Below are 26,736 nucleotides of genomic sequence, written 5' to 3' on the forward strand. Positions count from 1 at the left end.
ACCCTCCTACGGCCGGCGCAGGCCACGACCGGCCGGACCCGCCTCGCGGCCGGGCCGGAGAACCAGCCGCCGCCGGGGATGCGCCGCTGTCGTCTTCTCCGGGCATACCCCGTCGGCGAGCGGCGCGTCCGGGTAGCCCAGCTCCTGGTGCTCGCAGTGCTCGTGCGGGCACATCCAGACCGTCGTGGGCAACGGAAACTGCGGCGGCAGCGGAATCGGCAACATCACTCCCCCGTTCCCCGCCGCGCGGCTCGGCTCAATCCCGTGGCCATCGACGCGATGCCCGTGCGGATCGACTTCTCGTCCGCGATCAGGCGGCGCTCGTCCCGCTGTCCCGGGCACGCCAGTGCCGACAACGCCGACGTCGCTCCCGGTCCCAGCCCGCGCACGATGATCCGGACGCCCGACGCGCACAGGCCGCGGGCCAGCTCCTTCGCCCGCGCGGGGTCGCCCACGTCTCCGTCGCCGAAGACGCACAGCACCCGGTCGCCCGGCAGGGGGGCCAGGTCGCGGCCGGCCACTTCGAGCGTCGGCACCAGGTTCGTGCCGCCGTGCGAGAACGCCTCGCCGAGGCGGTCGGTCAGGGCCGCCTGGGACGCGCCCGGCGGTACGTACTCGGCGATCTCGTGGTTCCACAGGACCAGCCCGCAGTCGTAGCGGGCCGCGAAGGCCTCGGCCAGGAACTGCTCGCCGCCCGCGATCGCCTCCGTCAGCCGGGGACCTGCCATCGAGCCGCTGACGTCGAGGCACAGCAGCACCGTCGAGCGGTACTTCGCCCGCAGGGCCGCGAAGTGCGGTCCCGGCGGCGACTGCGTCAGGCCGGCGCCCTCGAACCGCTTGCGGACCCATTCGCTCATCGCGTCTCCTGACCGACCGTCACTGCCGGACGGTGAGGGCGCCGAGCGAGCCGGCCAGCCGCCGGGTCGACTCGGCGTCGACCACACCGTCGATGTACGCCTCGAGTTCGAGCACCCGGCCGCTCTCCGGGTCCTTCGCGGTGACGCCGAGCAGCCCGTCCTCGTCGACCCGCAGGGTGACTTCGACGCGGGAACCGGCCGCCAGCGGCGGCAGGCCGGTGAGCTCGCCGTCGAGCACGCGGCGGTTGTCGGCCACCTCGGCCGACGGCAGCTCGCCCGCCTGCTCGTAGACCTGCACGCGGACGGCGTCCTGGTGGTCGGCCACCGTGCAGAACGCGGCCGTCGCGGTCGCCGGCAGCGGCGCGTTGCGGTGCACCACGTGGACCACCGCCTGCCGCGTGCCGCTCGGGTCGTGGCTGTCCTCGACCAGGATCCCGAAGCTGCGCGGCACCACCGACCGCGTCGCGCGGCGGGCCCGGGCGCGGCCGGCCAGCTCGGCGGCCCGGATCGCCGCCCCGCGGACGACGGCGTGGTCGGGGTCCACGAGCCGGGGCCGCCGGCCCAGCCGGGCCTCGATCGCCGCCGCTACAGCGGGCATCCGGCTCGAGCCGCCGACGAGCACCACCTCGTGGACGCGGAGGACCCCCTTGCCCGCGGCGGCGGACAGCACCCGCTCGACGATCGCGAGCGTGCGCTCGACCAGGTCGGCGCCGAGCCGTTCCAGCGCCGCCCGGTCGAACGGCACGGTCACCCGCCGCCCCGCGCAGCACAGGGGAACCGGCCGGCCCGTCCGCACGCTCAGGTCCTTCTTGACCGCTTCCGCCGTCGCGCGCACCTCGTGCGGGAACGCGTCGTCGTCGTACGGGTCGATGCCGGGTGCCGCCGTGGTGAAGCTTTCGAGGAGGAAGTCCGCGATCCGCTCGTCCCAGTCGGCGCCGCCGAGCCTGCTGTCTCCGTCGGTCGCCACGACCTGGGCGCCGTCCCGGCCGACGCGCAGCACCGTCGTGTCGAACGTGCCGCCGCCGAGGTCGTAGACGAGCACGACGCTCCCGGGCCGCGCGGTGACGCCGTAGTGCAGCGCGGCCGCGACCGGTTCGCTGAGCAGCTCCAGCACTTCGATCCCGGCCAGCCGCGCCGCCTGGAAGGTCGCTTCCCGTTCCCGCGCCCCGAAGTACGCCGGGACGGTGACGACCGCCCGGACCACCTCGCCCGCCCCCGCACCCAGGTGGCGGCGCGCGTCCTGCACCAGGCTGCGCAAGATCAGCGCGGACACCGACTCCGGCGTGTGCGCGACGTCGTGGAACAGCAGCTCGAAGTCCTCGCCCATCCGGCGTTTGACGAGCGCCACGGCGTTGTCCGGGTCGGCCGCCCCGGCGGTGCGGGCCGCGGCGCCGACCAGCGCCTCGGTGGCCGACGCGAAGTACACCACCGACGGCGTCGCCGGCTCGCCCAGCAGGTTCGGCAGCACTTCCGGCTGCCCGTCCGCGCCGGCCGCGGCGACGGCCGAGAACGTGGTGCCGAGGTCGATGCCGAGGATCACACCGCACTCCACCCCAGGCCGGTCCAGGCCCGGCGCAGGTGCGCGGCCCAGGACAGCACTTCCCGCCACCACTCGGGGAACGCGCCGGCGACGACCAGAGCCGTCACGGCCAGCAGCGCCAGCACGACCGCGATCAGCACCACGCGATAGGTCGCGTAGGCGGGCGGCAACGCCTTGAACGCCCTCATACCGCTTCCTCCGGTTCCTTGTCCGGTTCGCCGGGAGGCGAGGCGTTCGCCGGGTCGGCCCACAGCCGGAGCCCGGCGCCGGCCGAGAGCCACGCCAGCGGCGCGGCCGGCGATCGCGGGTCGCCGGCCGGGAGGCCGGCGAGGGAGGCCACCAGGAAGTAGCGGACCTCGCGGAAGTCGCGTTCGGCCGCGAGGACGAGGTTGTCCAGCCCGGCCCGCTCCAGCCAGGCCCGGACGCCGTCCGGCGTGAGGTCGTCCGCCGGCGGGAGGCCGGCCAGCAGGTCCGCCTTGACCACCGCCACCGCGAGCCGCTGCCTGCGGGTGTCCACCCGGTAGTCCTGGAGGCGTTTCGCCGTCAGGTGGTAGACGTACTCCGGGGCCTCGGCGGCCGGGTTCGCCTCGACCGGCACGGACGAGCCCCCGGCGAGCTGGTCGCGCACCCACGGCAGCGAGAACGGGTCCACCACGAACACCAGGCCCTGCGCGTGGTCGAGGAACTCGAGTTCGGTGTTGTCGTCGCGGTCGGCGTAGAACTCCCCCGCCGCGTCGAACAGGTGCAGCAGCGCGCGCCGCCGTCCGGCGGTGTACCGGACGGTGACCGCCGGCGGCAGCTCCCCCGCCGGCGTCTTCACCGTGTCGCCGCCGGCCCCGAGCAGCGACACCGCGTTGTCGAACGTCTGACGGCTGTCTTCGTCGACGAACTCGATCTCCCCGCCGTCGGCGGCGACGCGGTCGCGCACCGCGAGCAGACCGGTGTAGACGAGCCGGGTCTTGCCCGCCGAGACCGGCCCGAACACCGGCAGCCGGACGTCGGTGACCAGCGCCGCCCCGGCGCGCAGGGGCTCGAGGCAGCGCGGGCAGCGCGGCGGGATCTTCCGCGCGGCGCGCACGACCGACGTCGGGAGCACGTGGCCGCAGCCGCACCGCCGCCAGAGCCCGCCCAGCCGGCCCGGCCGGACGTCGCGGTGGATCTCCCCGCAGCCCGGGCAGGCGAACACCGGCAGCTGGGTGACGTGGTAGCACGCCGGGCAGCTCCCGCTCGCCCCGCGCGACCGGCGGACGAGCTGGTCGGCCGCCCGCAGCAGGCCCGTCGGAACCGCCCACAGCGCCCACAGGACGAACAACAGCACCCCGCCCGCCCCGACGATCACCGCGGTGGCGGCCAGCGCGCCCGCGCTCACGGCGAACCACCCGGGGGCGAGGACGAACGCCACCGCCGCCCGGCCCGGCCACGAGCGCCGGAAGACGCCGCCGATCCAGTGCCAGCCGTCCGCGAGGAGGGTGGCATCGGCCCGCCAGACCTGGCCGAGGTCGGCGTGCGCCTGCGCGCTGAAGTACGCCGGCCAGGCGCGGTCCCGCGCGAACGGGTTGTTCCCCCGCAGCCGGCGCAGGCGGGTGGCGCCGGCGGTGACGCGGTCCGGCGTGACGGTCTCGGGCGGCGTGCGACGGTCGGTGAGCGTGAGCAGGGCCGAGCCGAAGGCCAGCAGCACCCCGGCGGCGGCCGCCACGGGCAGCACGATCGACAGGGCGGGCAGGAAGAACCACAGCAGGCCGGCGACGAGCAGCCACGCCACGAAGTACAGCGCGACGATCGCCGCGATAAACCCCAGGATGTACGGCACCGCTCACCGTCCCTTGGGGAAGCCGGGGAGCCGCCAGCCGGATTTCGCCGTCCCGCCGTCGCCGTCCGCGGCCCGCTTTTCGGCGCGCTGCCCGGCCCGGGCCGCGCCGTCGCGCGCGGTCCGCTTGGCGCGTTCGGTCTGACCGGTGGTGCCCCGGGCCCCGCGGCTGTCGAGCAGTCGGTGCCAGCGGGTGGCGTGGTCCTCGCCGGCCGCCCGCAGCACCTGCGCGATCCGCGGCTGCCGGTCCCGCCCGGCCGCGTTCAGCCAGTTCAGCAGCACGCGCTCGGCCGTGCCCGCGGCCGCGTCGGGGGTGGCGGGCAGGCCGATCACGACGAAGCTGAGCGCCGCGGCCACGTCGGCCCGGCGCGCCTGCTCGCGGTCGTCCCAGTGCCGGGGCAGCTCGCGCAGCAGCACCTCCAGCAGGTCCGGTCCGGCCCGCTCCACCACGGCGGTCGCCTCCGCCGGCCGCACGCGGTCCAGCAGCGCCGCCGCGATGTCCGCGGCCCGCGCGGTCAGCACCGGCCGGCTGACCTGCGCGAGAGCGTTCGGCCGCACCGGCTTCCCCTCGCCGAGCGCGGCCAGCCAGCGGCGCACGCCGGCGTCCTCTTGGGACAGTCCGGCCAGCCGGCTGCGGCCGGGCAGCGCGCTGCGGCCGGACACCTCGGCAAGGACGTCCAGCTCGGCGGCGGTCGGCCGCTCCCCCACCAGCTGGTCCAGCACCGCCGCGACGACGTCCTCGAGCGGCCCGGGCATCGGCCCCGCCGGCAGGGTCCGCAGCAACGCCGTCAGCTCTTCGGCGGTCGGTGCCGACTCCGTGAACAGCGCGTGCCACGCCCACTCGCCGCGGTGCTCGGCGGGGAGGGCGGACGTCCGCACGAGCACCTCCGTGATCGTCTCGCGGCGGACGTCCCGGCCGCCGGACGCCACGGCCGCCGCCGTGACGGCGGCGTCGAGGTCCGCGGTCGGGTCCGTCGCCGCCGGCAGCAGCCGCCGCCACCAGTGCTCGCCGATGGCGGCTCGGCACTTCCCGGCGTCGGGCCCGGCCAGGCGCGCGGTGAGCTCGTCCCGCACCAGGTCGACCACGTCACCGCCGCAGGACCACCGCTCGGGCCGGACGGGGGCGTCCGGGTGGTCGGCCCACCACCGGGCGAACCGGTGCGCTCCCGCGGGGAACTCGGCGATCCGGGGCGCCGCGTCGAACCGGGTCGCCAGCAGCAGGACGTCGTCGAGCCGTTCGGGCGCCACCGCGTCGGCGGCCCGCGCGGCCAGCTCCGCCTTCGTCGCGTCCGGCCTCGCGCTGATCGGCGCGCCGGTCAGCGCGGCCAGCTCCGCGGCGAACACCGCCCGCTCGACCCGGGCGAGCTCCGGCCCGATCCCGTGGCGCCGCACCGCCTCGTGCAGGCCGCGCAGCGCGCGGAGGTCGAGGCCGGCGCGCAACGCGGCCTCCGCGATCGGCTGGACGACCTCTTCCGGCTGGGTGGCCGCGCGGCCACCCAGCCAGCCGACCAGCTCGGCGGCGTGCACGGGGTGCTCGACGGGCTCGCCGAGCACGGCCAGCGCGGCCACGCGGCGGTCCACCGCGTCCGGGCGGTCCCGGTCCCCCGCGAACCGCTGGGCTAGCTCGATCGCGTCGACGACGTCGTAGGGGTCCTGCCGCAGGAACCGCGGCACCCACAGCCGCGCGCCCTCGGTCGGCTCGACCGCCGAGTGCCGTCCGGTGGTGAGGTTGAAGACGAGGAACCCGTGGTCCCGCTCGGGGTTGGCGAGCGGGCCTGCCCAGTCGTCGTGCACCGCCAGCACGTCGTGCCGGCTCTGGCGGGGGTTCGCCGCGAACACGCGGAACCCGACGCGCAGGGCGCGGGCCTGGGCGAGCAGCACCGTGCCGGCGGCGAGCCAGCCGAGCACCGCCGAAGCGTCGTCGGACACGAACAGCACCCGCCGCCCTTCCGGCGTGTGCAGGCGGTCCAGCGCCGAATGCACCGCCAGCAGCCATTCCTCGCCGCCGGGCCGGCCGAGCACCCACTCGCGGACGGCGTCGAGCCCCCACGGGCCGGGCGCCGGGTCGGCGGGCAGCGGGTCGCATTCGGTCGTCGGCGCCGGGCTTTCGGCCCACCACGGCGCGTCCCAGAGCTGCGCGGGCCGGGTCAGGCCGTAGGCCTCCGGGTCGGTGGTGACCACGGCATGGGTGAACTGGTTGCCTTCGCGCGCCCCGTTGGCCTCCGCGCCCAGGTACCGGCCGCGGGCGGTCACGTAGACGCCCTCGTCGAACACGTGCGTCAGCGACGGCGGGTACTCGGCGACGTCGCGCTGCTCCCGCATCCAGGCCACCGGCGGCTCGTACAGGCAGGTGCGCTGCACCAGCGACATGGTGTCGTGGGCGATGCCCGGCGACACGGCCTGGAACTGGAACCCGGCCCCGCCGCGGGTGCCCTGCCCCGGCACGCAGTCGGTGTAGTACAGCGAGCCGAACTCCGGCGGCCCGCTCACGAGGCACTCCGGTCGATGACCTTGAACAGGCCGAGCAGCCACAGCAGCGGTTCGTCGACCCGGAACGGCCGCACACCGCCCGGGTCGACCCGGCCTTCGTCGTAGTCCGGTTCGGCACCCAGCGAGGACACCGGGAAGTAGCGGAACTTCTTGTAGTGGGAACGCAGGTGCGCGTCGATGTCGTCGGCCCCCAGGTCGGTGAGGAACGCGCGCAGGTGCTCGTCGGTGTCGCGGCCGTGGGCCTCGTCGTAGCGCGGGCCGGCCGGCGCCGGCCGCAGCAGGGGGTGCCCGTCGCCCAGCATCGGGAAGAAGGCGTCGAACTTCGAGAACACCACGGCGATCGGCGTGGTGATCTTCCGGCGCGCGCTGACCCCGCCGCTGCTGCGCAGCAGCTCGGTGATCCGGGTCAGCACGTTGATCGGCGGGTCCGCGTCCTGCCGGCTCCGGCCCGGCACGGTGATCCGGTCGAGCGAGCCCTTCAGCTGGAACGGGTCCAGCAGCACGATGAGCCCGTCGGCCGAGGTGAGGTAGGCCTGCGCGTTGACGAACTCCTGGGTCGTCATGTCCTCGCCGGCGGCGTCGTAGAACGACAGCGTCGTCGTGCTGTGCACCTCGCGGCCCAGGCTGCGGCGGGGCTGGCGCCACTGCAGCACCAGCGGCACCTTGAGCCCGTCGGCGGAGCTCGCCGTCGACTCGAACAGCCGCCGGTCGCTGAACAACGCCTGCTCGTAGCCGGCCAGCCAGTCGCTGACCGACCCGCTGCCGCCCTGCTGGTCGCCGGCGAACCAGATGTCGGCGGCGAACCGGCGGCGGATGTTGTTGCGCAGCTCGTGGGCGAGCACCGTCGTGTAGACGGTCTTGCCCGCGCTCTTGCCGCCCACCATGCCGATCAGCGGGCTGCGGCTTTCGGCGAAGTTCGCCGGCAACGGCGTGTGGCACACCGGGCAGGCGCGGATCCCCGTCGACGTCCCGCAGTCCGGGCACGGCGCGGTGCGCACCGGGAGCGGGTTGCGCGTCTCCGGCGGCGGGAACGTCGGCAGCGAGTCGGAGTTGTACCCGGTGAGCCGCTGCCGGACCTCGTCGAGGGTGCGCTTGCACCGGTCGCGCCCCGGCGAAGCCCGGCCCGTGCACTGGAACCGCAGCTTGCTCCCGTCGATCCGGTGGTAGCAGTATGGACAGGCCACTTTGGACATCAGGACACCTTCAGCTGCTTGACGGACGGATCGGTGACCCGGACACCCTCGGTCTCCACGAAGCACCGCACCCAGTAGGGCTTGCGCAGCCGCGGGAGCTCCGCGGCCAGTTCGACCTGGTGGCCCGGCCGGAGGGTGCGCTCGCCGCGGAAGAGCTCGACGCCGTCACCGGGACTGCGCGGCATCACCGGGCCGTGTGCGGCGACGACGACGACGGCGCACCGCGCGATCTCCTGGTCGGCGTCGAGCCGGACGCGCACGGTCCCGCCGCCGACCAGTGGCCGGCGCGACATTTCGACGGCGTACCCGACGGTCGGCGGCCGGTCCGCGACGACGACGTCGACGAACGGGGAAACGCATTCGCCGGCGCCGGTCTGCACCTTCGTCCGCACCTTGACCGTCGCGGCCCCGGGCCCGCACGGGATCCGGCAGCCCCCGGCGGTCTGGTACTGCTGCCGCGTCAGCAACATCCGGTCCGAGCCGCGCGTGCCGGTCCAGTGGACCTCGGCGGCGCCGACCTGCTCCGGCCATTCCCACGCCAGCAGCAGGTCGTCGCCGAACCGCTGGTGGCGCACCCCGGACACCGGCAGGGCGATGCCGAAGGACTCGTCGTGCCCGCGGATCGCGCCGTCGGGCCCCATCGTGAAGGCGACGTACCGGTAGTTCCCGGTCGGCACGTCCGCCTCGAGGACCTGCCAGCCGTCGCGCTCGTCGCGCCGTCCGGCGACCTCCTCGCCGTAACCGGCGAGTTCGGCGGCCGGCACGACGGCGCCGAACTCCCACGGGCACGGCACGCTCGCCCGGCGGATGACCACCTCGGCGTCGGGCTGGGCCTTCCACGACAGCTGGATCCGCGGGCCGCTGCCGACGGCGGGGCGCAGGCTGAGCACCCGCACCGGCTGCGGCCGCCCGGCCGCGGTGATCCGCGCCCGCACCGGTGCGGACTCCGCTTCGGTGCCGTCGGCGCGGCGGTACCGCGCGACGAAGCCGTAGACGTGTTCGCTGCCCTCGCTCGCGGTGCGGTCGCGGAACCGCGTGCGGTCGTGCACGCGGACCGCGACGCCGTCACCGCGGCGCACGTCGACCGCGATCGCGTCGGGGTGCACCGACCACGCGCCTTCCACGGCGCCGTCCGCGAAACAGAGGCGGACGTCGGCCACGCCGGGCAGCACCTCCACGACCCGGCCGACCGGCCGCGACCAGGGAGCGCCTTCGGCCGAGGCGAAAACCGCGTACCCGAGCTTCGTCCCGGCCGGCGCCTTCGGGTCGACGCCGACCGTCCGGCCGGACTCGACCGCGATGACCACGCCGTCGTCCGCGTCGGTCGGCACCCGCCCCTCCCGCCGGACCAGCCGGTACCGCGTCGCGTCGTCGTGGCTGGGCGCCGGGCGCCACGAAAGCCGCACGGCGATGCCTTCTTCGCGCGCATCGAGGGCCAACGCCGGCTCCGGCGGGATCCGGCGCAGCTCGGCGCGCAGGTCTTCGTCGTCGGCGGCGAGCGCCACGGCCTGCCGGTAGCGGTGGCCGGCGTCGGCCTCGGCGCCGTCGCGCAGGGCGCGCCGCGCCCCCTCGACCAGCTCGTTCACCCGTGCCTGCTGGCGCTCGACCAGTTCGGCCGCCGCGGCGGCGTCCTCGGCGCCGCTGATCGACGAGACCAGCTGCCGGGCGGCCACCAGCCGGCCCGCCTCCAGCAGCTCCCGCACCGCCGCCAGGCTCCCCATCGGCGCCCCGGCGGACTCGTTGAGCACGCTGAAGACGGCGAGCCGCGCCTCGACGGCGTCCCACCGGGTGGCCAGCAGCTGCTTCAGCAGCGCGCTCGCCGGCACCCCGGCGCGGTGCTGCTTGCGGACGTCGTCGAGGAGGTGGAACAGCGCCAGCTTCCCGAGGTCGGCACCGGCCTTGGCGGCGGTGGCCAGGATGCCGAGCGCCTGCCGCGCCCCCTGGTTGCCGGCCCGCCGGTTCTCCCGGGCGACCGCCCGCTCCACGGCCACCGCCGAGACGCCGGCCGCGGCACCCCCGTCCAGCAGCCGGAACGGCGCCGGCTCGCCCCGCAGCAGCTCGACGACGCTCGAGCAGCCCGCGTCGATCAGGTGGTCGCGCAGGTGCCGGTAGGTCGTGTCGAGCAGGCCGCTGGACTTCGGCAGCTCGACCGGGGCGCGCCGGTCGACCCCCGCCTCGGCCAGCGCCCGGTCGACCTCGTCCGGCGACAGCGCGCCGTAGGCCGCGCGGACCGTCGCGTCGAGCTGCCCGGGCGCGATCAGCCCGAGCGCGCCGAAGTTCTGCCGCAGCGTCTTGGCGAGGTCCTCGATCCGCTGCCGGTTGGCGTCCTTCCGGTCGGCGGCGTAGGCGCGCCAGAAGGCGATCCGCGCCAGTTCGCCGCCGTGCTCCTGCTGCAGCGCCTCGTCGGCCTTGAGGAACGCCCGGTAGACCTTCTGCGCGAACCCGGGGCTGGTCAGCCCCTTGTTCCAGCGCGAGCGGACCTCCCGCAGCCGGCGTTCGAGCTCCTGGTCGGTCATCGCGAGGTCGACGGCGTACCGGGCGAGCAGGTCGTCCGGCAGCTCGCGGCCGTTCCAGCCCCGCAGCGGTTTCACCACCGCCTGTTCGTAGGCCTTCGGATCGAAGGGCGGGACCATGTCAGCTCGACACCGTCAGCGCGGAGACGGTCTTGGTCGCTTCCTCGATCTGCGCTTCGGACAGGACGCTGACCCGGACCTCGATCCGCAGCGACTTCCCGGTGCTCGGTTCGGTGGCCTCGACGCGCAGCAGCCCTTCGTCGTCGACCTCCATCTCGATCTTCAGCGGCGAGCCCTTCGGCAGCGGCGGCAGGCCGGTGATGCTGCCCTTGCCCTCGTTGAGGAACTTGTTCTCGCTCAGCTCGGGCCCGGCCACGGCGCCGGACTGCTCGAACAGCTCGACCTCGATCTCCTGCTGGCCTTCGTACACCGTCCGCGCGTCGAGGACCTGGACGCCGGTCGGCAGGGCGTCGTTGGCGTGCACCAGGTGCGCGACGTAGTGGCGCTCCGGCTTGCGCTCCCAGTCCGGGTCGCTGGTGTCCAGCAGCTTGACGCCGAACGCCTTCGGCAGCACGTTGCGCGTCTGCTTCGCGGCGAGGCTGCGGAGCGTGCCGGCCGCGATGCCCGTGCGGGCTTCGAGGTCGCCGACCGCCTCGGCGGCGCGGGTTTCGGCGTCGGCGGCCGAGCTCGCCTGCTCCCGCGCGTCCTCCTGCTCCTTGTGGACGACCCGGCCGAGCGCGTACAGCGCCGCGCCCTTGGCCACCGCCAGGTGCGGGTCGTGCAGTTTCGGCTCCCAGCCGAATTCGGCGCGCAGGCGGGTGGTGACGGCCGGCATGCTCGTCGACCCGCCGACCAGCAGGACCTCGTCGATCGCGGCGCCCGGCGTCTTCTCCTCGAGGGTGGCGAGGGTGCGGCGGACGATGTCGATCGTCTTGTCGAGCAGGTCCTCGGTCATCTCCTCGAACTGGGCGCGGGTGACGTCGATGCGGGCACTCGCGCCGGCCCCGCGCAGCGCGACCGGTCGCGAATCCACTTTGGACAGCTGCTTCTTCGTGTTCTCCGCCAGGGTCGCGAGCGACTGCAGGAACTCCTCGTCGTCCTCCGGGTCGGTCCCCGGCGGCACCTGCGCGGTGAAGGCGGCGAGCAGGTGGTCGCGCAGCCGGTCGTCCCAGTCCGCGCCGCCGAGGCGGTCGTCGCCGTCGGTGCAGACCACCTCGATCTCCTCGGCCGACACCCGGATGACCGTCGTGTCGAAGGTCCCGCCGCCGAGGTCGTAGACGAGCACGGTCTTGTTGTCGGCGCCGGTGGTCGCCTCGTAGTGCAGGGCGGCGGCGACCGGCTCGGGCACGATGCCGATCACGTCCAGCCCGGCGATCTTCCCGGCGTTCTTGGTGGCGTCGCGTTCGAGCATGCCGAAGTACGCCGGGACGGTGACGACCACCTTCGCGACTTCGCCGCCGCTGTACTCCGCGGCGTCCTTGGCCAGCTGCTTGAGGATCAGCGCCGAGATGGACTCCGGGGTGTGCGCGTGGCCGTCGAAGTCGAACACCGCCTTGGTGCCCATTTCGCGCTTGACGCGGGAGACGACCCGGTCCGGCTGGGTGACCGCGGACTCCTTGGCGACCGAGCCGACCACCACGTTCGACTCGTTCTCGAAGTACACCACCGACGGGGTGGTCTCCTCGTTGTCGGTGTTCCGGCACACCGTGGTCCGGCCGCTCTCGTCCACGTAGGCGATCGCCGAGTAGGTCGTGCCCAGGTCGATGCCGAAGACGCGGAGCGTTTCGTCAGCCATCCGTGCGTTCCTCCAGTTCGTGCTCGTTGCCCGGCGCCGGCTCGGCCGCCGGGGCCGTCCACCGGCGGACGTGGACCTTCGCCGCCGCCACCGACCGCCCCGACGCGACGTCCCGGTAACCGTCGGCGAGAACGTCGGCGATCGTCCCGTCCTCTTCGGCGGCGGCCGCTTCCACGACTTTCACCGCCCGGTGTTCCCGGCCGGAAAACTTTTCTCCCGTGCGCGGCCGGACGGGGACGATACCGCACCTTTCCAGCGCGAGTTCGACGTCCAGCGCAAATGATTCCAAGAGGCGGACGACCTGCTCGCGGTCCATCCCGTCGGGCAGCGTCCGCACTTGCCGGAGAATTTCCCCGCGCAGGTTCTGCAGATCGGTGACGACCGGGCGCAGGACGACCTGCTGCTCCCCCGCGCGCAGCCGGAGGACCTCCGCGTGCAGCTGGTCGATGACGCGTTCGCGGGCTTCGGCGCGGGCGTGGTGGGCGCGGATCTGCTCGGTCAGCGCGGCAATCGCCTCGGCCACGGCCGCCCCCGGCTCGGGCGCCGGTTCCGGTTCCGGCTCCGGTTCCGGCGCGGGCGGCTCGGCGGGCGGCGGATCCTCGAGCACGCGGTCCACCGGCTCGGCCTGCTGCGCTTCGCTCACGCCACAACTCCTCGAATTCACTCGTGATTGGGTCACCCGGCCCCCCGGTGAGTCGCGGGCGACGGGTCGTCACGTTACTGCGTCCGGTCGTTCCCCTGCGAGCGTTTCCGAAGAATGGCGGGGGACTGTTCGGCCGAGCCGAGGGTATTGTCCACCGGTCAACAGATTTGGCGGGACAATGACCGGAAATTGTCCTTTTGCGCTCGCCCGGTTTGTGGTAGTGCGTCAGGCTTCCGGGGTGACCCCCGGCGCGTGCAGCGCGCGGAGCAGGCGCCCCCGCATGGCCCGGGCGGGCGGGTGGCCCGGCCAGCGCACCAGCAGCCGGTCGAACAGCCGGACGTCGTGCCGGATCGTGGCCGAACCCAGCTGCGGCAACTGGTCGGCGACCGTCCCCATCAGCTCGCACGCGCGCTCCAGCTCCCCGGCGCCCGCGTGCGCGAGGGCGGCCCGGGTGGCGTAGCGGACCAGGTTGCGCCGGGCGTCCGGGGCGAACCGGGCGACGACCGGGTCGAGGATCTCCGCCGCCTCCCGGGGGTGCCCGAGGTCGTGCAGGCACCAGCCGACGATCAGCGAGTGCAGGTCGGGCGCGGTCGTGGTGCCCAGCACCGGCTCCCCGGCGGTCTCCGCCGCCTCGGCGAGCAGCGCCGCCGAGCGGTCCAGGGCGCGCTCGCACGCGGCGCGGTCCCCCGCCAGTGCGTGCCCTTGCGCTTCGCGTTGCGCCGCGAGCCCGCGGATCCGGGCGGGCACGCGCTCGTCGGATTGGCCGCGCCGGCCCCAGTCGATCGTCGCCAGCGCGTCGGCGGCGTGCAGGGTCACGTCCGCCCGCCGGACCATCGCGTACGACTCCATCGCGGTGTCGCCGCCGAGCGCGGCCATCCGCACCGCGACGTCGGTCCACTGCAGCGACGCCGGGTCGTCGCCCGCTTCCTGGGTCATCCAGCCGGTGAACTCGGCGAACCGCGCGGCGAGCAGCCACAGGTCCGGCTGCCCGCCCGGGTCGGCGGCCGCGATCCGGCGCACCGCCCGGGTGTCGGCGATCAGGCCGGGCAGCACCTTCGGCGCCCCGACCAGCTGCGCGAGCCTGCGGGCCGACTCGAGGCGGTCGCGGAACAGGGGCACCAGCACGGCGGCGTCCCCGTCGGCGAGGGCGTCTTCGCCGGGTTCCGGCGGTGCCCCGGATCCGGGCGGCGCGTCTTCCTCCCGCGGGCGGAACGCGCCGACGTCGGCCGGGATGACGTCGAGGGGCCCGGTGGGCGCTGGTTTCTCGGTGAGGCGGACCAGTTCGCCGCCGGCGCCGACCGCGCTGTCGCACAACCGGGCCAGCTGCGCGGTGGGCAGCTTGAGGCCGTTCTCGACCTTGCTGAGGTAGCCCTTGCTGTAGTGCACGCGCTCGCTCAGCCCGGCCAGCGAAAGGCCCGCGGCCTCCCGGCGTTTCCGGAGCTCCGCGCCGAACCGGGCGGCGGACACCATGACGCTCACCTCCCCGCGTGCGGTGTTCCCTTCAGCTTGACACGTCGCTGCTCACCGCGTCGCCGTTTCCCGGAGCCACCCGATCGCGCCCGTCCCGCCGCCACAGGGCGGTCGCCAGCACGGCGTGCGCGCTGGCGGCGTGCGGGACCTCGCCCGCCCGCACGAGGTCCAGCAGCTCCCCGAACGGCAGGCGCACCACCCGCAGGTCCGCTTCCCCGGGTTCGAGCGCCGCGGCGTGGCTGGTGAGGCCGGTGGCCAGGAACATCCAGTCGACGTGGTTGCTGACCGAGTCCGCGCCGTGGACGCGGCCGAGCGGCTCCCACCGCCGCGCGTGCAGGCCGGTCTCCTCCGCCAGTTCCCGCCGGGCCGCGGCCGCCGGGCCGGCGTCGCGCGGCTCGATGCCGCCGCCCGGCAGGCGCCACTGGACCGCGCCGTGGGTGTAGATCCACTGCCGCGTCACCACCGCGCGGCCGGCGTCGTCGATCGCGAGCACGGTGACCGAGCCGGGCACGACGACGTGGTCGTAGGCGCCCCGGCTGCCGTCCGGGAGGACGACGTCGTCGCGCCGGACCTCGAACCAGCGGTTCCGGTGCACGACCTCGGTGGCCAGCCGCCGCCAGGCGGGTTCGGCGCGGTCTTCGTTCAGCGGCATCGGGCGAGCCTATCGCCGAAGGGGGCGTTCGCCCGGGCCTTCCGTTCGCTTGCGCCCCGGCTTCGCGCGCCGCGATACTCCACCCGTGTCTTCCGATCCCGATTTCGTCCCTTCGGCCCTGCCGGCGCTCGTCGCCGTCCCCGCGTCGCTCGCCACCCGGCTGACCGCGGAGTGCGACGCGATCCCGCTGCCGGGCCACCGCAGCCCGCTGACGGACGCGGCCCTGGTCATCGGCACCAACGCGACGACGGCCGTCGCCCTGGTGTGGAGCCGGAAGACGATCCTCGCGCTGTCCCGCACGATCGCCGAGCTGACGGCCACGGTCGGGGAGCTCAAGGTCCAGGGCCGGTTCGGCACGCGCAGCGCATCCCTCGACGTCGGCGGCGAGACGGCGGGCGAGGAGATCACGAACTTCGTGTCGTCGGCCGAGGCCCCGGCGGAGATCGACCCGGACGCCGCGGCCGGCGAGTTCACGGTGTTCATCTCGTACGCGCACGACAACCCCGAGCACATCGACCTCGTCCGCCGATTCTGGCGCCTGCTGCGCGAAAACGGGATCGACGCGCAGATCGACCTGTGGGCCGCGAGCGAGCCCCGCGACTGGCCCCAGTGGACCCACCAGCAGATCCGGCGGGCGAAGTACGTGCTGATGATCGCCTCCCCGGCGTTCAAGGAGCGCGCGGAAGGCGAGGCCCCGCCGGGCGAAGGCCGCGGAGTCCGCTGGGAAGCCCAGCTGCTGCGCGAAATGCGCTACAAGGACCACGCGGCGGCCCTGCGCAAGCAATTGCCCATCGTCCTCCCGGGCCGCTCGGCCGAGGAACTCCCGGACTGGGTGGGCCCGACGGGCAACACGCATTACGAGATCGAAGAACTGACCGCGGTCGGCGCGCGGAAACTGCTCGAATACCTGACCTGAGGGAAGCTATTTCTTCGTCACGAGGGTGATCACCGCGGCGAGCGCGGACCCGACACCGGCCAGAGCGCTGACCGCCGCGGCGGCGTTGGCCGTGTTGTTCCAGAACTTGCCGGACAGCTCACCCCATTTGCCGGCGCGAAAGGCCATTTTGAGCTTCTGCCACTTGTGCTCCCGGATGGAGCAACCGAGGAGCAGTCCATTGGAGTTCCGCCGGCACGGCAGACCTTGCCGCGTTTCCGCCATGCACCACGCGGGCACCGCGAAAAGCATGTAGAGGAACGTCAGTGACGACGCTATGAGGATGAAGGACGCACTCATGTTGCCGGACGCCCAGCCGTACACGATGACGGGCAACAGCAGGTAGCCGAAGTAGCGGCCGATTATCCCGGACTTCTTCTTGCGTTTCCTCCCCATTCTTTCATCGTAGGACATGCCCGCACCCGGCGGATCCTCCGAATGTGGGCCGAGATCGGTGCAGGAACGTCACCGTTCGCCGAAAAACACCGGTGTGATTGGTGCCGCAATCGGCAGAGCGCCCCCCGGCCGATGTCGGCGGCAGTCACCGTCCGTGACGACCGCCTGTGATCCGGGCAACGGCGCAGCGCAGGCGCAAGTCCTCGCACGTGGCCAGTGGTCGGCTGTCGCATCAGATGGCTTCGAATTCGACGTGACTTACTTACTCGGTGACGGGATCTGTTGGCGTAGCTGCGCGACCAGCCTGGCGATACCCGACTCTCTGCTGTAGAACTCGATTGTAATACCCGGGATGGTGGCGAGCGTCCGCAGGGACGCAGGCAGCTCGTCGGGTGTGAGTGGAGAGCGTCCGAGGTACACCGGTATAATTCTCTTCCCCAGCTCGAAACCCAGTTCGATCTCGCGGCGCACGAAGTCATCCGGATCGTCCAGCCGTCGGTGGCCGCGTTCGTCCGCAGCGGTGAGCCAGTGCTGCCCGATGAGCACGAGGAGCACGCTCGAGGAAGCGACCGCCTCAAAGGTGTCCCTTCGCCAGTCCCCGCCGGCGGCGAGCGAGCGGCTGCCGAAGAACACCGTGTCCGAGCCGAACTCCCGGGCCAGCTCGCTGTCGACAAGTCTGGCTCCGAATTGTTCATCATCAGCTCGATAACAGAGAAAAATCCGCCGTTCCGGACGTGCCGTACCGCTCGCCCAACGCACACCATCGTCGAGATCACGAAGTTGCTGTCGTTCGGGTTGGACGTCGGCATCGCGGCCACGCAGCCAGTACGGCTTCGGCGCCTCCTGCGAGCCGGTGCGAGCATACTCGTGTTGCTCGGGCGCGGCGTCGAGGTCAGGAGCTTCCGCGGCGTCGCCGAGGCTGCGCAGTAGGGCTGGGGCTTGTGGGTAGCGGTCGATGGTTTCCGCCTTCGGCTCGGAGCGGGCGAAGGCGCGCAGGACGCGCAGCTCGCGGATGAGGATCCGACGGCGACCGGTCTCGACGATTCCCCGCTCCCGGAGCCCCCGCAGTGTCCGCGCGACGGTCTGCCGGGCGGCGCCGATCTGCGCGGCGATGTCGACCTGCGAGAGCGCGACCTCGATGACCACGCCTTCCGGCACGGTGCGGCCGTGCTCTTCGGCCAAGCGAACCAGGTGCGAGGCCACACGCCGGCTGACATCGAACGCTGCGGACTCGATACGCGCCAACTCGGCGTTGCGTAGCCGCGCGGCGACCGTCTTGATCACCGCGATGGCGATTTCGGGCCGGGCGCGCAGGACGCCCACGAACTCCGCGCCGGTCAGCTGGATGACGGTACACGGCTCGATCGCCCGCACCGTCGCCGTCCGCGCCGAGCCGGTCACCGCCGCGAAATCGCCCAGCACTTCGCCGGGACCACGCAGCCCGAAGAGCACCTCACGGCCGTCCTCGACGATCGTGGAGACCCGCACCCATCCGGACACCAGCACGAGGACGTGATCGGACGAGTCGCCTTCCATGATCATGACATCGTTCGCCCGGAATCGGCGCCGGACGCCCCTGGCGAGCAGGTAGTCGCGGTCGGCATCGGCGAGGTAGGCCAGGAGCGCCCCCTTGGCCGGGATGGCGGCCAGGGCACCGTCGGGTGGGCCGTGCTCCTCCGCCTCAGCGGTGGTTGTCCGTGGCTCCTCGGCCTGGGGGACGGCCTGCGACGGCGTCGTCTGCTGTTCGGTGGCGCCCGCGTCAACGCGATGCGTGATGGGGACGGCTTCGAGCGCGACCCCGTGATCCGGGCAATCCAATACCGGTTCACCGCCGTGGCGGTACCAGACATAGTTGCCGTCGGCCGGGCACTGGTACCGGACGGGTGCGTCGGCGCTGTGGGATGTCCGCGCCTCCCTTGGCCGGAATTCGGTGTCGGCGAGCAGATCCGTGAGCCATGAGGCGACGTGGGCGTCGGACACCAGGACGTCGTGGATCCGGGCAACGGGCGTCGGGTGCGCGGTGAGCAGTTCCGGGAGGATCTTGTCGAGGTCCTCGTGCGCCGGCGTCAACTGCGCCACCTCCGGGCGTACGGCCCGGGCCGCTTCCAGCACGCCGTCGTGGTGTTCCGCGGCGAACACGTAGGCCATGGGGTCGGCGACGAGCAGATCGGTCCCCGCGAGCCCGTTCGCCAGCAGGGCGGCGAGGATTCGGACGTCCCCGGCGACGAGATCGGCCACACGCTCGGGCTGGACCGTGGCGTGCACCCAGGGCAGCGTCCACCGCTCGTAGTCTTCAGGATTCCCGTGCAGTGGCAGCACCGACAGCTGGGCACGCCCGTAGGGCAGCAGGTCCCGGCTCGCGCTCGCGGCGTGCAGCGCCGCCGCCTCGCCGCCGTGGCAGTCGACCACGACCGCGTCGGGCAGGTGGGCCACCGCAATCGCCCGGCTCGGATCGCCGGCCGCCCGCCCCGGATGACGACGACCTCATAGACCGCCTGCCAGCGTTCGACACAGTCCTCGAGGAAATCGGCGACTCCGTTGGCGTAGGCACGCGCCCAGGCCTCCCGGTCGGCCGGGAGGCGGTCAGCGGTTCCGCCGGCGATGACGTCGAGAGAGCCGCCGCCCGGAACGTCCACGGTGCGCACGGCGCCGAGCGGATCGAGCCGATCAGCGATCAGGGTCGCGACGCCGCCCGGCCCGGCAGAGGGACTCCAGTCGATGTACAGGACCCGGTAAGCCCACTGGGCCAGCTGGACCGCTACGTCGTGGGCCAGCCGATCAAAACGGCCGTCCGGCTTCTCGGTGGTGAAGGTGTAGATCACGGCTGGTACACCGGAAAATCGATCGGGGGCCGCGCAGGAGCGGCCGGAACTTCGCAGGTGGGCCAGTTCGGCCGCCATGCGGGCACCCGTGCGAGTAGCCCGGCCAGCTCGATCGCGATCGCGCACGTCTCGTCGTACAGGTCCGCCTGCCGGTGGGATCCCTCGAGCGACGGGAACGGGTTGGACACCTTGTGCACCGGGCGGCCCTGCCGCTTCCTGGCGGTCTCGGGAAACGTCTCGCCGTCGGAATAGATCAGCGGGTACACCAGCTGGGTCACCCCACCAACGGCCTGTTCCCGGGCCACCATCGTGTTCAGCTCGACCAGGCCCCACTGCGACGCGAAGTAGGGTGGCGACCAGACAGCCACGAGCATCTTGCTGCGGGCGAGAGCTTGTTGGAGCATGGTCGGCCAGTGGACGCCCGTCTCGGCGCTCTTGTCGATGAATATCGCGGCCTGGCCGATCTGGTCGGCCAGGCAGTCCACCAACATCCGGTGGAAGTGTTGCTGCACCCACCGGGCCGCGTTGCCGGGACCGGACCGGCGGTAGCTGAGGAAGACGTCGTAGTGGTATCCGTCCAGCAGTGGCACGAGACCCGGCTGGCTGCTCGGTTCCGACACGCGGTGGGAGTCGCCGGAGATCGAGCGTCCGTTACGGCCGGACCCGCAGCCGGGGCTTGCCCGGTTCGGACTGCGTGATCAGTCGCCGGGGATCACGATCACCGCCCCCGGCAACGGCTTGAGGTCGGGCTCCACCCAGCCGGACCGCGCCTCGGCCGTCGCCAGGGTCGATGGTCGGTAGTGGTGAGCGAGCAGACGCTTGTCCAGCAGCGCGGGGTGACGCTTCGCGAAGGCGTCGAAGTCCGCTTCGTCGCCGGACGCGATGTGATGGCCGACGAGCTCGACCCAGGCCCGGCTGACCGTCGCGTTGTACTTCTGCGGGGCGCCGGCGTATCGCGCCGTCCGCCGGATGCCGTCGCTGATCATCGCGGTCGCGGTGTCCGTGCCGTATCGACGCACGGCGAGCCAGGTCAGGTGGATGTGCTGGCGATGGCCGAACCGGTCCGCGTGGGCCATGACTTCGGCCAGCAGAGCGTCGAACGGGTTGCCGGTGGCCGGGATTCGGTCTGCCGCGTGGTCGAGGCTCATCGGCCGGCCTCCGTCAAGGCCCGCAGTACCGCGCGAGCTCCGTCGACGGCACCCGCCGGAAGGCCGGCGAGAGCGCGCTTCTCCAGATCGCCGAGAGCACGGCGGATCAGCGCGGCGGTCCGTTCGCCTTCCACCGTCAGTTCGATGAGCACCGCACGGCGGTCGCCCGGCCGGGGACCGCGGGTGATCAGGCCGCGGCGTTCCAGGCGATCGAGGATGCCGGTCAGCGTCGCGGGCCGGGTCCCCACGGCGGCCCCCAGCTCGGACACCGTCCGGCCGGTGCCGTCCGCGAGGTTGCCCAACGCGTTGATCTCCGACGCGGTGAGCTCGAGATCGGCAAGCTCCGTCGTGAGCAGGTGGAGCGTCGCGTGGGTGGCGCGCTGCAGCTCAAGTAGTACGGATCCGTTCTTCACGGTTTCGTACTATACGGTTTCGTACTACTTCGCGGCAAATTCATCCCGCGGCGAGCTCGGCCAGCGGGTCGGTGTGCACGGGCGTCCAGCCCAGCTCACGCTGCGCCTTGGCCGACGTGAGCTGCTGGTCGAGGGCGAACGCGTCGGCGATCGGGCCCATCTGCTGGCGCGCCTGCTCGAGGCTGAGGGAGACGGTCTTCCCGTCGAGCCCGGCGGCGTGGGCGCACGCCTCGGCGACCTCCTTGGCGGTCGGGTTGACCCCGCCCACCCCGAGGTACACCGAGCCCGCCGGTGCCGGCAGCGCCGCCGCGTAGAGGCGGGCGAGGTCGTCGAGGTGGATCAGGGCCCAGTGGTTGGTGCCGTCGCCGAGGTACGGGATCGCGCCGGTTTCTTTGCCCGGCTGGACGAAGAAGATGTCGATCAGGCGGTTGTCGCCGCCGTAGAGCAGGCCGGGCCGGACGATGACCGGCCGTCCGCCGTCGGCGGCCCGGGCCAGCACCGCGTCTTCGACGGGTTCGCGCCAGGCCACGATCGCCGGCGGGTTCCACGGCGCGCGTTCGTCCCGCACGCCGTCGGTGTCGCCGTAGACCCAGCTGCCGCCGGTGTGCACGTAGGTGCCGCCGCCGACGCCGTCCTGCATCGCGGTGGCGGCCGCCAGGTCCTCCTCGCCGCTGGTGGCCTGGGCGAGGTGGATCACGGCTTCCGCCCGCGCCGCCGCCTGGCCGAGCACGTCGAGGTCGGTCAGGCCACCGCGGACAGCCGTCGCCCCGGCGGCGGCGACCGCCGCCTCGGCGCGGTCGCTGCGCGCGAGCGCCTCGACGGTGTGCCCGAGCCGCACCAGCTCGCCGATCGTCGCGCGGCCGATGTAGCCCGACCCGCCCGTGAGGAAGATCTTCATCACTGTCCCTTTCACCCGTGTTCCGTTCCTCCTCCACGGTGGCCCGGGCACCCCCGGCGCGTCCAAGACCCGTTTCGCGCGCTGTGATGCCGCGACGGCATCACCGGCCTGCGATGATGGGAGCGGGAGGTGCGCCGGCGTGGACTTCGACCTGCGGAAGCTGCGGTACTTCGTCGCGGTGGCCGAAGAGCTGCACTTCGGGCGGGCCGCCGCGCGCCTGCACATCGCCCAGCCCGCGCTGTCGCGCCAGATCCGCGCCCTCGAGGACGAGCTGAAAACCGCCCTGTTCGTCCGGGACCGCCGCAGCACGGTCCTCACGGCGGCGGGTGAACAGCTCCTGGCGGACGCCCGGGACCTGCTGGCGGCCGCCGAAGCCGTGCACCGGCGGGTCACGGCCGCGGCCGAGGCGAAGCCGGTGCTCACCGTCGGGTTCATGCCGGGCATCGTGGTCACCCCGGCGGTGCGGGCGCTGGCCCGGAAGCGGCCGGACGTCGGCGTCCGGCTGCTGCGCACGAGCTGGCACGACCAGGTGGAGGTCGTCCACGACGGCCGCGTCGACGTCAGCATCGTCCGCCTGCCGATCGACCAGCGCGGGCTCACCGTCCGGCCGCTGTTCACCGAACCCCGCGTCGTGATGGTGCCCGCCGGGCACCGGCTGGCCGGCAAGGAGTCCGTGTCGGTCACCGAACTCGCCGACGAGCACCTGCTGCAGGACCCCGACGCCGTCCCGGAGTGGCGGGACATCGCCTTCGAACTGCGCGAGCCGGACCGCCCCGAAGTGCCGCGCATCCACAGTGTCGAAGAAAAGCTGGAACTGGTCGCCGCCGGCGCGGGGATCAGCGTCATCCCCCGGTCGACGGCGACGTTCTACACCCGCCCGGACGTCATCGGCATCCCGATCGAGGACATCGGGCCGAACCGCGTGTGCCTGGCTTGGCTCGCGACGGGCCGCTCACCCCTGATCGACGCGTTCCTCGACGCGGCCGCGAGCCTGGTGCCCTAGCTGTCCCGCCCCGGCCGCTCGAGAAGAGTCAGTACCGCAGCCGCGCGAGCAGGAGGTTCGGGTTGTCGCCGGCCAGGTTGGCGCCGTTGGTGACGTAGACCCGGTTTCCCCGCACGACGACGGCGGTGGTCCCCTGCATACCGTCCTCGGCGTCGAGCAGGGTGGCTCGGCTGCCGTCCGGTCCGACGCGCACCAGCCGGCCGGCCTGGTTGATCGCCGCGAGGATTTCGTCGCCCCGGCCGGTGAAGTCGAAGTCGTCGATGCCGGCCAGTCCCGTGGCCCGGACCTCGGCGCGGCCGGCGCGGCCACCCCCGGCCACCGGGATGCGGACGATGGTGCCGCGGTCGGAGTTGCTCGCCCACACGGCGCCGTCGTGGACCTTCAGGCCGTTCGCGCCGAAGAAGCCGTCGGGCGCCAGAGCCGGGTCCGCCGACCACACCGAAGCCGCGCCGCCACGCAGCGGGGCCTGCCAGATGCGCCCGCCGGCGGAGTCGGTGACCAGGAAGCGGCCGCCGTCGATGACCAAGGCGTTCGGCATCGTGCCGGCGGGCAGCGGCACGACGAGCCGGGGCGCGCCGGAGGGGCGGACCTGCCAGATCCCGGTCAGCCCGCCCTGCCCCGAGGAGTAGAGGAAGTACACGTCGCCGCGGTCCGCCCGGGCGACCCCGGTGACCACGGGCACGCCGATGACCGGGGTGGTGCCGCCGCCGCCCGGGGGCAGCGGCATGGTGACGAGCACCCGGACCACCCCGTCCGGCGCGACCCGCACGACCTGGCGGGCGGGGATCATGCCGATGACCACGCTGCCGCCGGGCTCCGGGGCGATGCTTTCGGCGACCTGGCCCGCCGACCGGTCGAAGCGGGCGACGACCCGCACCTCACCCAGGCGGGTACCGCCGGCACGGTGCGCCGGGGCCGCGAAGGCTTCCGGAGCGGTGGCGCTCGCGGCGAGCAGAGCGGCGAGGCCGAGCGTGGCGACGCGCCGCCACGAGCTGGTGGGCTGCGGGAAAGACATGGCTTCCTTTCGGGCGAGGAGTCGGCCGGCGCCGGTCACGGGGTGAACTGTTCCTGGCCGAGCACGGCCAGCAGCTCCAGCTGGGAGACCGCGGCGGTGCCCGGCGCGGGTGAATACACGATCAGGCGCTGGTCGGCCCGGGCCGTGGCCAGGACGTCGAAGTCGAGCTCGACGAGGCCGACGGCGGGGTGCAGGACGCGCTTGCGGTCACTGCGCCGCACCGCGACGTCGTGCCGGTCCCAGAGGCGGGCGAACTCCTCGCTCTTCGCGCGCAACGCCCCGACCAGCTTCACCGCCACGGGATCGGCGGGGCGGGCCGCGAGCGTGGCCCGCAGGTCCGCCACCTGCGCCCGGCTTTCGTGCTCGTGGTCCTCCGCCGGGTAACGCCCGCGCAGGTCCGGGCCGGTGAACCACCGGTAGGTGCAGCTGCGGGCGAGGCCGCGGAACCGCGTCTGCTCGCCCAGCAGGGCATCCGCCATCGGGTTCTGCGCGAGCACGACGTTCAGGTCGGAGGCGACCATGGCGGGCAGGCCCGCCAGTCCGTCCAGCAGCCGCAGGAGGCCGCGGCCGACGTGCTCGTCACCACCCGCGAGAGGCGGCGCGGGATGACCGGCGAGGCGGAACAGGTGGTCGCGTTCGTCGAACGTCAGCCGCAGCGCGCGAGCCAGCGCGGTCAGCACCGCGACCGACGGCTGAGGACCGCGCCCCTGCTCGATCCGGGCGTAGTAGTCCGGTGACATGCCGGCCAGCTGGGCGACCTCGAACCGCCGCAGCCCCGGCGTCCGGCGCCGTCCACCGGCCGGGAGCCCGACGTTCCCCGGTTGCAGCAGCGCACGACGGCGCCGGAGGAAGCCCGCGAGTTCGTTCCGTTCCACGGTTCCAGCATGATCTTCGGGCGGTGGGACAACCAGGACTCGCCGATACCACCCGGGCCGCGGGCCGGGTCCGGCCGGCGGAGGGTACTTCGACGCGGCTACCGGAGTTCGGCGAAGATGGCCTCCAGGCGCCGCTCCCCCGTCACGGGTCTGCGCGCCCGCCGCCTCGTTCTGCGCCAACCCGGCGCGCTCCAAGGAGGCGAACCGCAGGTCCATCGCCGTCAGCAGCTCGGCACCGCCCCCGCGGGCCGGCCCGCGCACCTTGGCGATCGTGATCTGCGGCAGCCTCCTGACCCGCTCGTGCAACCGCATCATCGGGGTTCAGGGACCGGTCCGGCTCCGGAGCGATCGGCAGCGCCGAGAACGCCGGTACCCGGAGGTCCTCGGCGCCGAACGCCTCGGCCGCGAACCGGTCCACGTCGAGCATGAGGGTGGCATCCAGCACGTTGACGGAACGGTCGGCTCTCGGGCTCTCCCTGACACGGCGACGCCCGATCGCCACCTGCTGGCTTTCGTGCGCGGGATGCCGGGGCTTAGGCTGCAGGTATGCCCATGATCGAATCGTTGACCCCCGCCGACGCTTTCGAACTGCTGCTCGCCGGCAACCGGCGCTTCGTCGAAGGCGCCCCGGAGCACCCGAACCAGGACGCGGCGCGGCGCGCCGAGGTCACGCCCGGCCAGCGCCCCTTCGCCGTGCTGTTCGGCTGTTCCGATTCCCGGCTGGCCGCCGAAATCATCTTCGACCGCGGCCTGGGTGACCTGTTCGTCGTCCGCACCGCGGGCCACGTGGCGGGCTCCGAGGTCCTGGGCAGCATCGAATACGGCGTGGCGGTGCTGGACTGCCCGCTGGTGGTGGTCCTCGGCCACGACTCCTGCGGTGCCGTGGGCGCCGCGTCCGCCGCCCTGGAGGACGGGGTGACGCCCAGCGGGTACATCCGGGACGTCGTCGAGCGGGTGACCCCCAGCGTGCTGGCGGCCCGGGCGGCCGGCCGGGTGGAACCGGACGAGATCCTCGCCCAGCACGTCCGGCACACCGTGGACCTGCTGCTGGAGCGCTCCCGCGTGCTCGCCGACCGGGTCGAGGCGGGCCAGGCCGCGGTGGTGGGCCTGTGCTACCGGCTGGCCGACGGCCGCGCGGACGTGGTGGCGGCCCGCGGCGTCGACGTCAACGCCGGCTCCGCTTCCTGACCGAATTCCCGGCCCCTCGGCACGGTCAACGGGGACCGGCCGCGCGGCGAAGCCGGTTGGCGATCGCGAGCCCCAGCCCCTCTTCCGCCGGCAGGGACGCGACGATGAGGTCGCATCCCAGCCGGTCGAGTTCCCGCAGGAACCCGTACAGCCCGCGCGCGTAGCCGGCCATCGACGGCGGGACCGCCACCACGGCGTGCGCCTTCACCGGAACGTCGGCGCAGGAAGGCGGCAGGAGGACGCCCACCTGGTGTCCCCGCTCCTGCGCAGCCTGCGCTGTGGTGGCGATCTCCGCCGGCTCGACCAGGACCACGCGCGCCCGGGGCGCGTAGTGCGACGGATGCTGTCCCGGTACCCGGATGTGGTTCGTCACGCCGGCCCCGACCGGGCGCCCGAGCACCGCTTCGAGCTCCTCCGGCGTCACCCCACCGGGCCGCAGGATGCCCGGTACTTCGCCGGTCGCGTCGACGATGGTCGACTCGACGCCCACGTCGCAGGGGCCACCGTCGAGCACGAAGTCGACGGCGTCGCCGAGTTCGGCACGGACGTGGTCGGCCGTGGTGGGGCTGACCGAGCCGAAGCGGTTGGCGGACGGCGCCGCGACACCGCCCCCGAATGCCGACAGCAGCTCGAGCGCGACCGGGTGGGCGGGCACCCGGACGGCCACCGTCTCCAGCCCGCCGGTCGCTTCCAGCGGCACCCGGCGGCCGCGGCGCAGGACGAGCGTGAGCGGTCCCGGCCAGAAGTGCCCGGCCAGCACGAGCGCCGTCTCGGGCACGTCGGCGACCCAGTCGCCCAGTTGCTCGGCCGAGCCGAGGTGGACGATCAGCGGGTGGGTCGGCGGACGGCCCTTGACCTGGAACACGCGCGCGACGGCGGCGGGGTCCTCGACGTTGGCGCCCAGCCCGTACACCGTCTCGGTCGGGACGGCGACCAGGCCCCCGGCGCGCAGGACGCCGGCCGCCTTGCCGATATCACTCACGCTCGCTGTCACCGTTCAACCTTTCCGACCGTTCCGCTGGCGCCTCGCGTGGTCTTCACGCTCGAGCGGGGGCCCGGGCGCGGTCACCACGTCCTGGACCAG

24 protein-coding genes are annotated in these 26,736 nt (G+C 73.5%); 3 read left to right on the forward strand and 21 right to left on the reverse strand.

Features of this window, described 5'->3' with window-relative positions; translation table 11 throughout:
* Positions 1 to 6: 6 nt before the first annotated feature.
* The 12 genes from DV20_RS44845 to DV20_RS11930 form a co-directional block, all read right to left on the reverse strand.
* The gene (locus DV20_RS44845) at positions 7 to 225 is read right to left on the reverse strand and encodes a hypothetical protein (RefSeq protein WP_152603678.1); all 219 of its coding nucleotides are present in this window, start codon (positions 223 to 225) and stop codon (positions 7 to 9) included.
* Positions 225 to 857, reverse strand: a complete 633-nt coding sequence (locus tag DV20_RS11880; protein WP_043779353.1) for a vWA domain-containing protein — start codon at positions 855 to 857, stop codon at positions 225 to 227. The genes DV20_RS44845 and DV20_RS11880 overlap by 1 nt, the downstream gene beginning before the upstream one ends.
* 19 nt (positions 858 to 876) lie before the next feature.
* On the reverse strand, positions 877 to 2,397 hold the full coding sequence (locus DV20_RS11885) for an Hsp70 family protein (RefSeq protein WP_043779354.1): 1,521 nt from the start codon (positions 2,395 to 2,397) through the stop codon (positions 877 to 879).
* Complete coding sequence (locus DV20_RS11890; RefSeq protein WP_043779355.1) at positions 2,394 to 2,585, reverse strand: hypothetical protein; 192 nt, start codon at positions 2,583 to 2,585, stop codon at positions 2,394 to 2,396. The genes DV20_RS11885 and DV20_RS11890 overlap by 4 nt, the downstream gene beginning before the upstream one ends.
* Entirely contained in the window at positions 2,582 to 4,207 is a 1,626-nt protein-coding gene (locus DV20_RS11895) for a TRAFAC clade GTPase domain-containing protein (protein WP_051735909.1), read from the reverse strand. The genes DV20_RS11890 and DV20_RS11895 overlap by 4 nt, the downstream gene beginning before the upstream one ends.
* A 3-nt stretch (positions 4,208 to 4,210) precedes the next feature.
* The gene (locus DV20_RS11900; protein ID WP_051735910.1) at positions 4,211 to 6,694 is read right to left on the reverse strand and encodes a GTPase-associated protein 1-related protein; all 2,484 of its coding nucleotides are present in this window, start codon (positions 6,692 to 6,694) and stop codon (positions 4,211 to 4,213) included.
* Positions 6,691 to 7,887 (reverse strand): TRAFAC clade GTPase domain-containing protein, encoded by a 1,197-nt coding sequence (locus tag DV20_RS11905; RefSeq protein ID WP_043779357.1) that lies wholly within the window; start codon positions 7,885 to 7,887, stop codon positions 6,691 to 6,693. The genes DV20_RS11900 and DV20_RS11905 overlap by 4 nt, the downstream gene beginning before the upstream one ends.
* Entirely contained in the window at positions 7,887 to 10,520 is a 2,634-nt protein-coding gene (locus DV20_RS11910) for a hypothetical protein (RefSeq protein ID WP_051735911.1), read from the reverse strand. Before DV20_RS11910 ends, DV20_RS11905 begins: the two co-directional genes overlap by 1 nt.
* A 1-nt stretch (position 10,521) precedes the next feature.
* Positions 10,522 to 12,195 (reverse strand): Hsp70 family protein, encoded by a 1,674-nt coding sequence (locus DV20_RS11915; RefSeq protein WP_043779359.1) that lies wholly within the window; start codon positions 12,193 to 12,195, stop codon positions 10,522 to 10,524.
* Positions 12,188 to 12,838 (reverse strand): nucleotide exchange factor GrpE, encoded by a 651-nt coding sequence (grpE, locus tag DV20_RS11920; RefSeq protein WP_051735912.1) that lies wholly within the window; start codon positions 12,836 to 12,838, stop codon positions 12,188 to 12,190. Before grpE ends, DV20_RS11915 begins: the two co-directional genes overlap by 8 nt.
* A gap of 225 nt (positions 12,839 to 13,063) precedes the next feature.
* Complete coding sequence (locus DV20_RS11925) at positions 13,064 to 14,308, reverse strand: helix-turn-helix domain-containing protein (protein WP_043779362.1); 1,245 nt, start codon at positions 14,306 to 14,308, stop codon at positions 13,064 to 13,066.
* Positions 14,309 to 14,339: 31 nt separating this feature from the next.
* A complete protein-coding gene (locus tag DV20_RS11930; RefSeq protein WP_063607791.1) occupies positions 14,340 to 14,960 on the reverse strand; it encodes an NUDIX domain-containing protein in 621 nt (206 codons plus the stop codon).
* An 85-nt stretch (positions 14,961 to 15,045) separates the two neighbouring features.
* On the opposite strand from DV20_RS11930, the gene DV20_RS43045 reads away from it, so the two are divergent.
* Positions 15,046 to 15,876: an SEFIR domain-containing protein gene (locus tag DV20_RS43045; protein ID WP_051735913.1), complete on the forward strand. Its 831-nt coding sequence runs from the start codon at positions 15,046 to 15,048 to the stop codon at positions 15,874 to 15,876.
* Positions 15,877 to 15,882: 6 nt separating this feature from the next.
* On the opposite strand, the gene DV20_RS11940 is transcribed toward DV20_RS43045, so the two are convergent.
* The 6 genes from DV20_RS11940 to DV20_RS11965 form a co-directional block, all read right to left on the reverse strand.
* Positions 15,883 to 16,308, reverse strand: coding sequence for a hypothetical protein (locus tag DV20_RS11940; RefSeq protein ID WP_235190795.1), 426 nt, complete (start codon positions 16,306 to 16,308; stop codon positions 15,883 to 15,885).
* 240 nt (positions 16,309 to 16,548) lie between these two features.
* The gene (locus tag DV20_RS43835) at positions 16,549 to 18,723 is read right to left on the reverse strand and encodes a cyclic nucleotide-binding domain-containing protein (RefSeq protein ID WP_084093432.1); all 2,175 of its coding nucleotides are present in this window, start codon (positions 18,721 to 18,723) and stop codon (positions 16,549 to 16,551) included.
* 385 nt (positions 18,724 to 19,108) lie between these two features.
* Entirely contained in the window at positions 19,109 to 19,702 is a 594-nt protein-coding gene (locus DV20_RS11950) for a toll/interleukin-1 receptor domain-containing protein (RefSeq protein WP_160169712.1), read from the reverse strand.
* A 108-nt stretch (positions 19,703 to 19,810) separates the two neighbouring features.
* Positions 19,811 to 20,260, reverse strand: coding sequence for a hypothetical protein (locus tag DV20_RS11955; RefSeq protein ID WP_051735915.1), 450 nt, complete (start codon positions 20,258 to 20,260; stop codon positions 19,811 to 19,813).
* Positions 20,257 to 20,673, reverse strand: a complete 417-nt coding sequence (locus DV20_RS11960; RefSeq protein WP_043779364.1) for a MarR family winged helix-turn-helix transcriptional regulator — start codon at positions 20,671 to 20,673, stop codon at positions 20,257 to 20,259. The genes DV20_RS11955 and DV20_RS11960 overlap by 4 nt, the downstream gene beginning before the upstream one ends.
* A gap of 40 nt (positions 20,674 to 20,713) precedes the next feature.
* Positions 20,714 to 21,571, reverse strand: coding sequence for an NAD-dependent epimerase/dehydratase family protein (locus DV20_RS11965; protein ID WP_043779366.1), 858 nt, complete (start codon positions 21,569 to 21,571; stop codon positions 20,714 to 20,716).
* A 139-nt stretch (positions 21,572 to 21,710) separates the two neighbouring features.
* On the opposite strand from DV20_RS11965, the gene DV20_RS11970 reads away from it, so the two are divergent.
* Positions 21,711 to 22,574: a LysR family transcriptional regulator gene (locus DV20_RS11970; RefSeq protein WP_043779368.1), complete on the forward strand. Its 864-nt coding sequence runs from the start codon at positions 21,711 to 21,713 to the stop codon at positions 22,572 to 22,574.
* A gap of 28 nt (positions 22,575 to 22,602) precedes the next feature.
* Here the strand turns inward: DV20_RS11970 and DV20_RS11975 are convergent, their stop codons facing one another.
* Positions 22,603 to 23,589, reverse strand: a complete 987-nt coding sequence (locus tag DV20_RS11975; protein ID WP_043779512.1) for a hypothetical protein — start codon at positions 23,587 to 23,589, stop codon at positions 22,603 to 22,605.
* 35 nt (positions 23,590 to 23,624) lie between these two features.
* Complete coding sequence (locus DV20_RS11980) at positions 23,625 to 24,464, reverse strand: helix-turn-helix domain-containing protein (protein ID WP_043779370.1); 840 nt, start codon at positions 24,462 to 24,464, stop codon at positions 23,625 to 23,627.
* Between the two features lie 546 nt (positions 24,465 to 25,010).
* Here DV20_RS11980 and DV20_RS11985 point away from each other — a divergent pair.
* Positions 25,011 to 25,652 (forward strand): carbonic anhydrase, encoded by a 642-nt coding sequence (locus DV20_RS11985; RefSeq protein ID WP_043779372.1) that lies wholly within the window; start codon positions 25,011 to 25,013, stop codon positions 25,650 to 25,652.
* 25 nt (positions 25,653 to 25,677) lie between these two features.
* Here DV20_RS11985 and DV20_RS11990 read toward each other — a convergent pair whose 3' ends face one another.
* Entirely contained in the window at positions 25,678 to 26,634 is a 957-nt protein-coding gene (locus tag DV20_RS11990) for an L-threonylcarbamoyladenylate synthase (RefSeq protein ID WP_235190796.1), read from the reverse strand.
* Between the last annotated feature and the right edge of the window lie 102 nt (positions 26,635 to 26,736).

Source organism: Amycolatopsis rifamycinica, from assembly GCF_000695625.1.
Lineage (GTDB): Bacteria > Actinomycetota > Actinomycetes > Mycobacteriales > Pseudonocardiaceae > Amycolatopsis > Amycolatopsis rifamycinica.

What these genes read in the sequence shown, in the direction of transcription:
- DV20_RS44845 (WP_152603678.1), bottom strand. Translation starts at nt 225, where the DNA reads ATGTTGCCGATTCCGCTGCCGCCGCAGTTTCCGTTGCCCACGACGGTC.
- DV20_RS11880 (WP_043779353.1), bottom strand. Translation starts at nt 857, where the DNA reads ATGAGCGAATGGGTCCGCAAGCGGTTCGAGGGCGCCGGCCTGACGCAG.
- DV20_RS11890 (WP_043779355.1), bottom strand. Translation starts at nt 2,585, where the DNA reads ATGAGGGCGTTCAAGGCGTTGCCGCCCGCCTACGCGACCTATCGCGTG.
- DV20_RS11905 (WP_043779357.1), bottom strand. Translation starts at nt 7,887, where the DNA reads ATGTCCAAAGTGGCCTGTCCATACTGCTACCACCGGATCGACGGGAGC.
- DV20_RS11910 (WP_051735911.1), bottom strand. Translation starts at nt 10,520, where the DNA reads ATGGTCCCGCCCTTCGATCCGAAGGCCTACGAACAGGCGGTGGTGAAA.
- DV20_RS11915 (WP_043779359.1), bottom strand. Translation starts at nt 12,195, where the DNA reads ATGGCTGACGAAACGCTCCGCGTCTTCGGCATCGACCTGGGCACGACC.
- DV20_RS11925 (WP_043779362.1), bottom strand. Translation starts at nt 14,308, where the DNA reads ATGGTGTCCGCCGCCCGGTTCGGCGCGGAGCTCCGGAAACGCCGGGAG.
- DV20_RS11930 (WP_063607791.1), bottom strand. Translation starts at nt 14,960, where the DNA reads ATGCCGCTGAACGAAGACCGCGCCGAACCCGCCTGGCGGCGGCTGGCC.
- DV20_RS11940 (WP_235190795.1), bottom strand. Translation starts at nt 16,308, where the DNA reads ATGTCCTACGATGAAAGAATGGGGAGGAAACGCAAGAAGAAGTCCGGG.
- DV20_RS11955 (WP_051735915.1), bottom strand. Translation starts at nt 20,260, where the DNA reads ATGAGCCTCGACCACGCGGCAGACCGAATCCCGGCCACCGGCAACCCG.
- DV20_RS11965 (WP_043779366.1), bottom strand. Translation starts at nt 21,571, where the DNA reads ATGAAGATCTTCCTCACGGGCGGGTCGGGCTACATCGGCCGCGCGACG.
- DV20_RS11975 (WP_043779512.1), bottom strand. Translation starts at nt 23,589, where the DNA reads ATGTCTTTCCCGCAGCCCACCAGCTCGTGGCGGCGCGTCGCCACGCTC.
- DV20_RS11985 (WP_043779372.1), top strand. Translation starts at nt 25,011, where the DNA reads ATGCCCATGATCGAATCGTTGACCCCCGCCGACGCTTTCGAACTGCTG.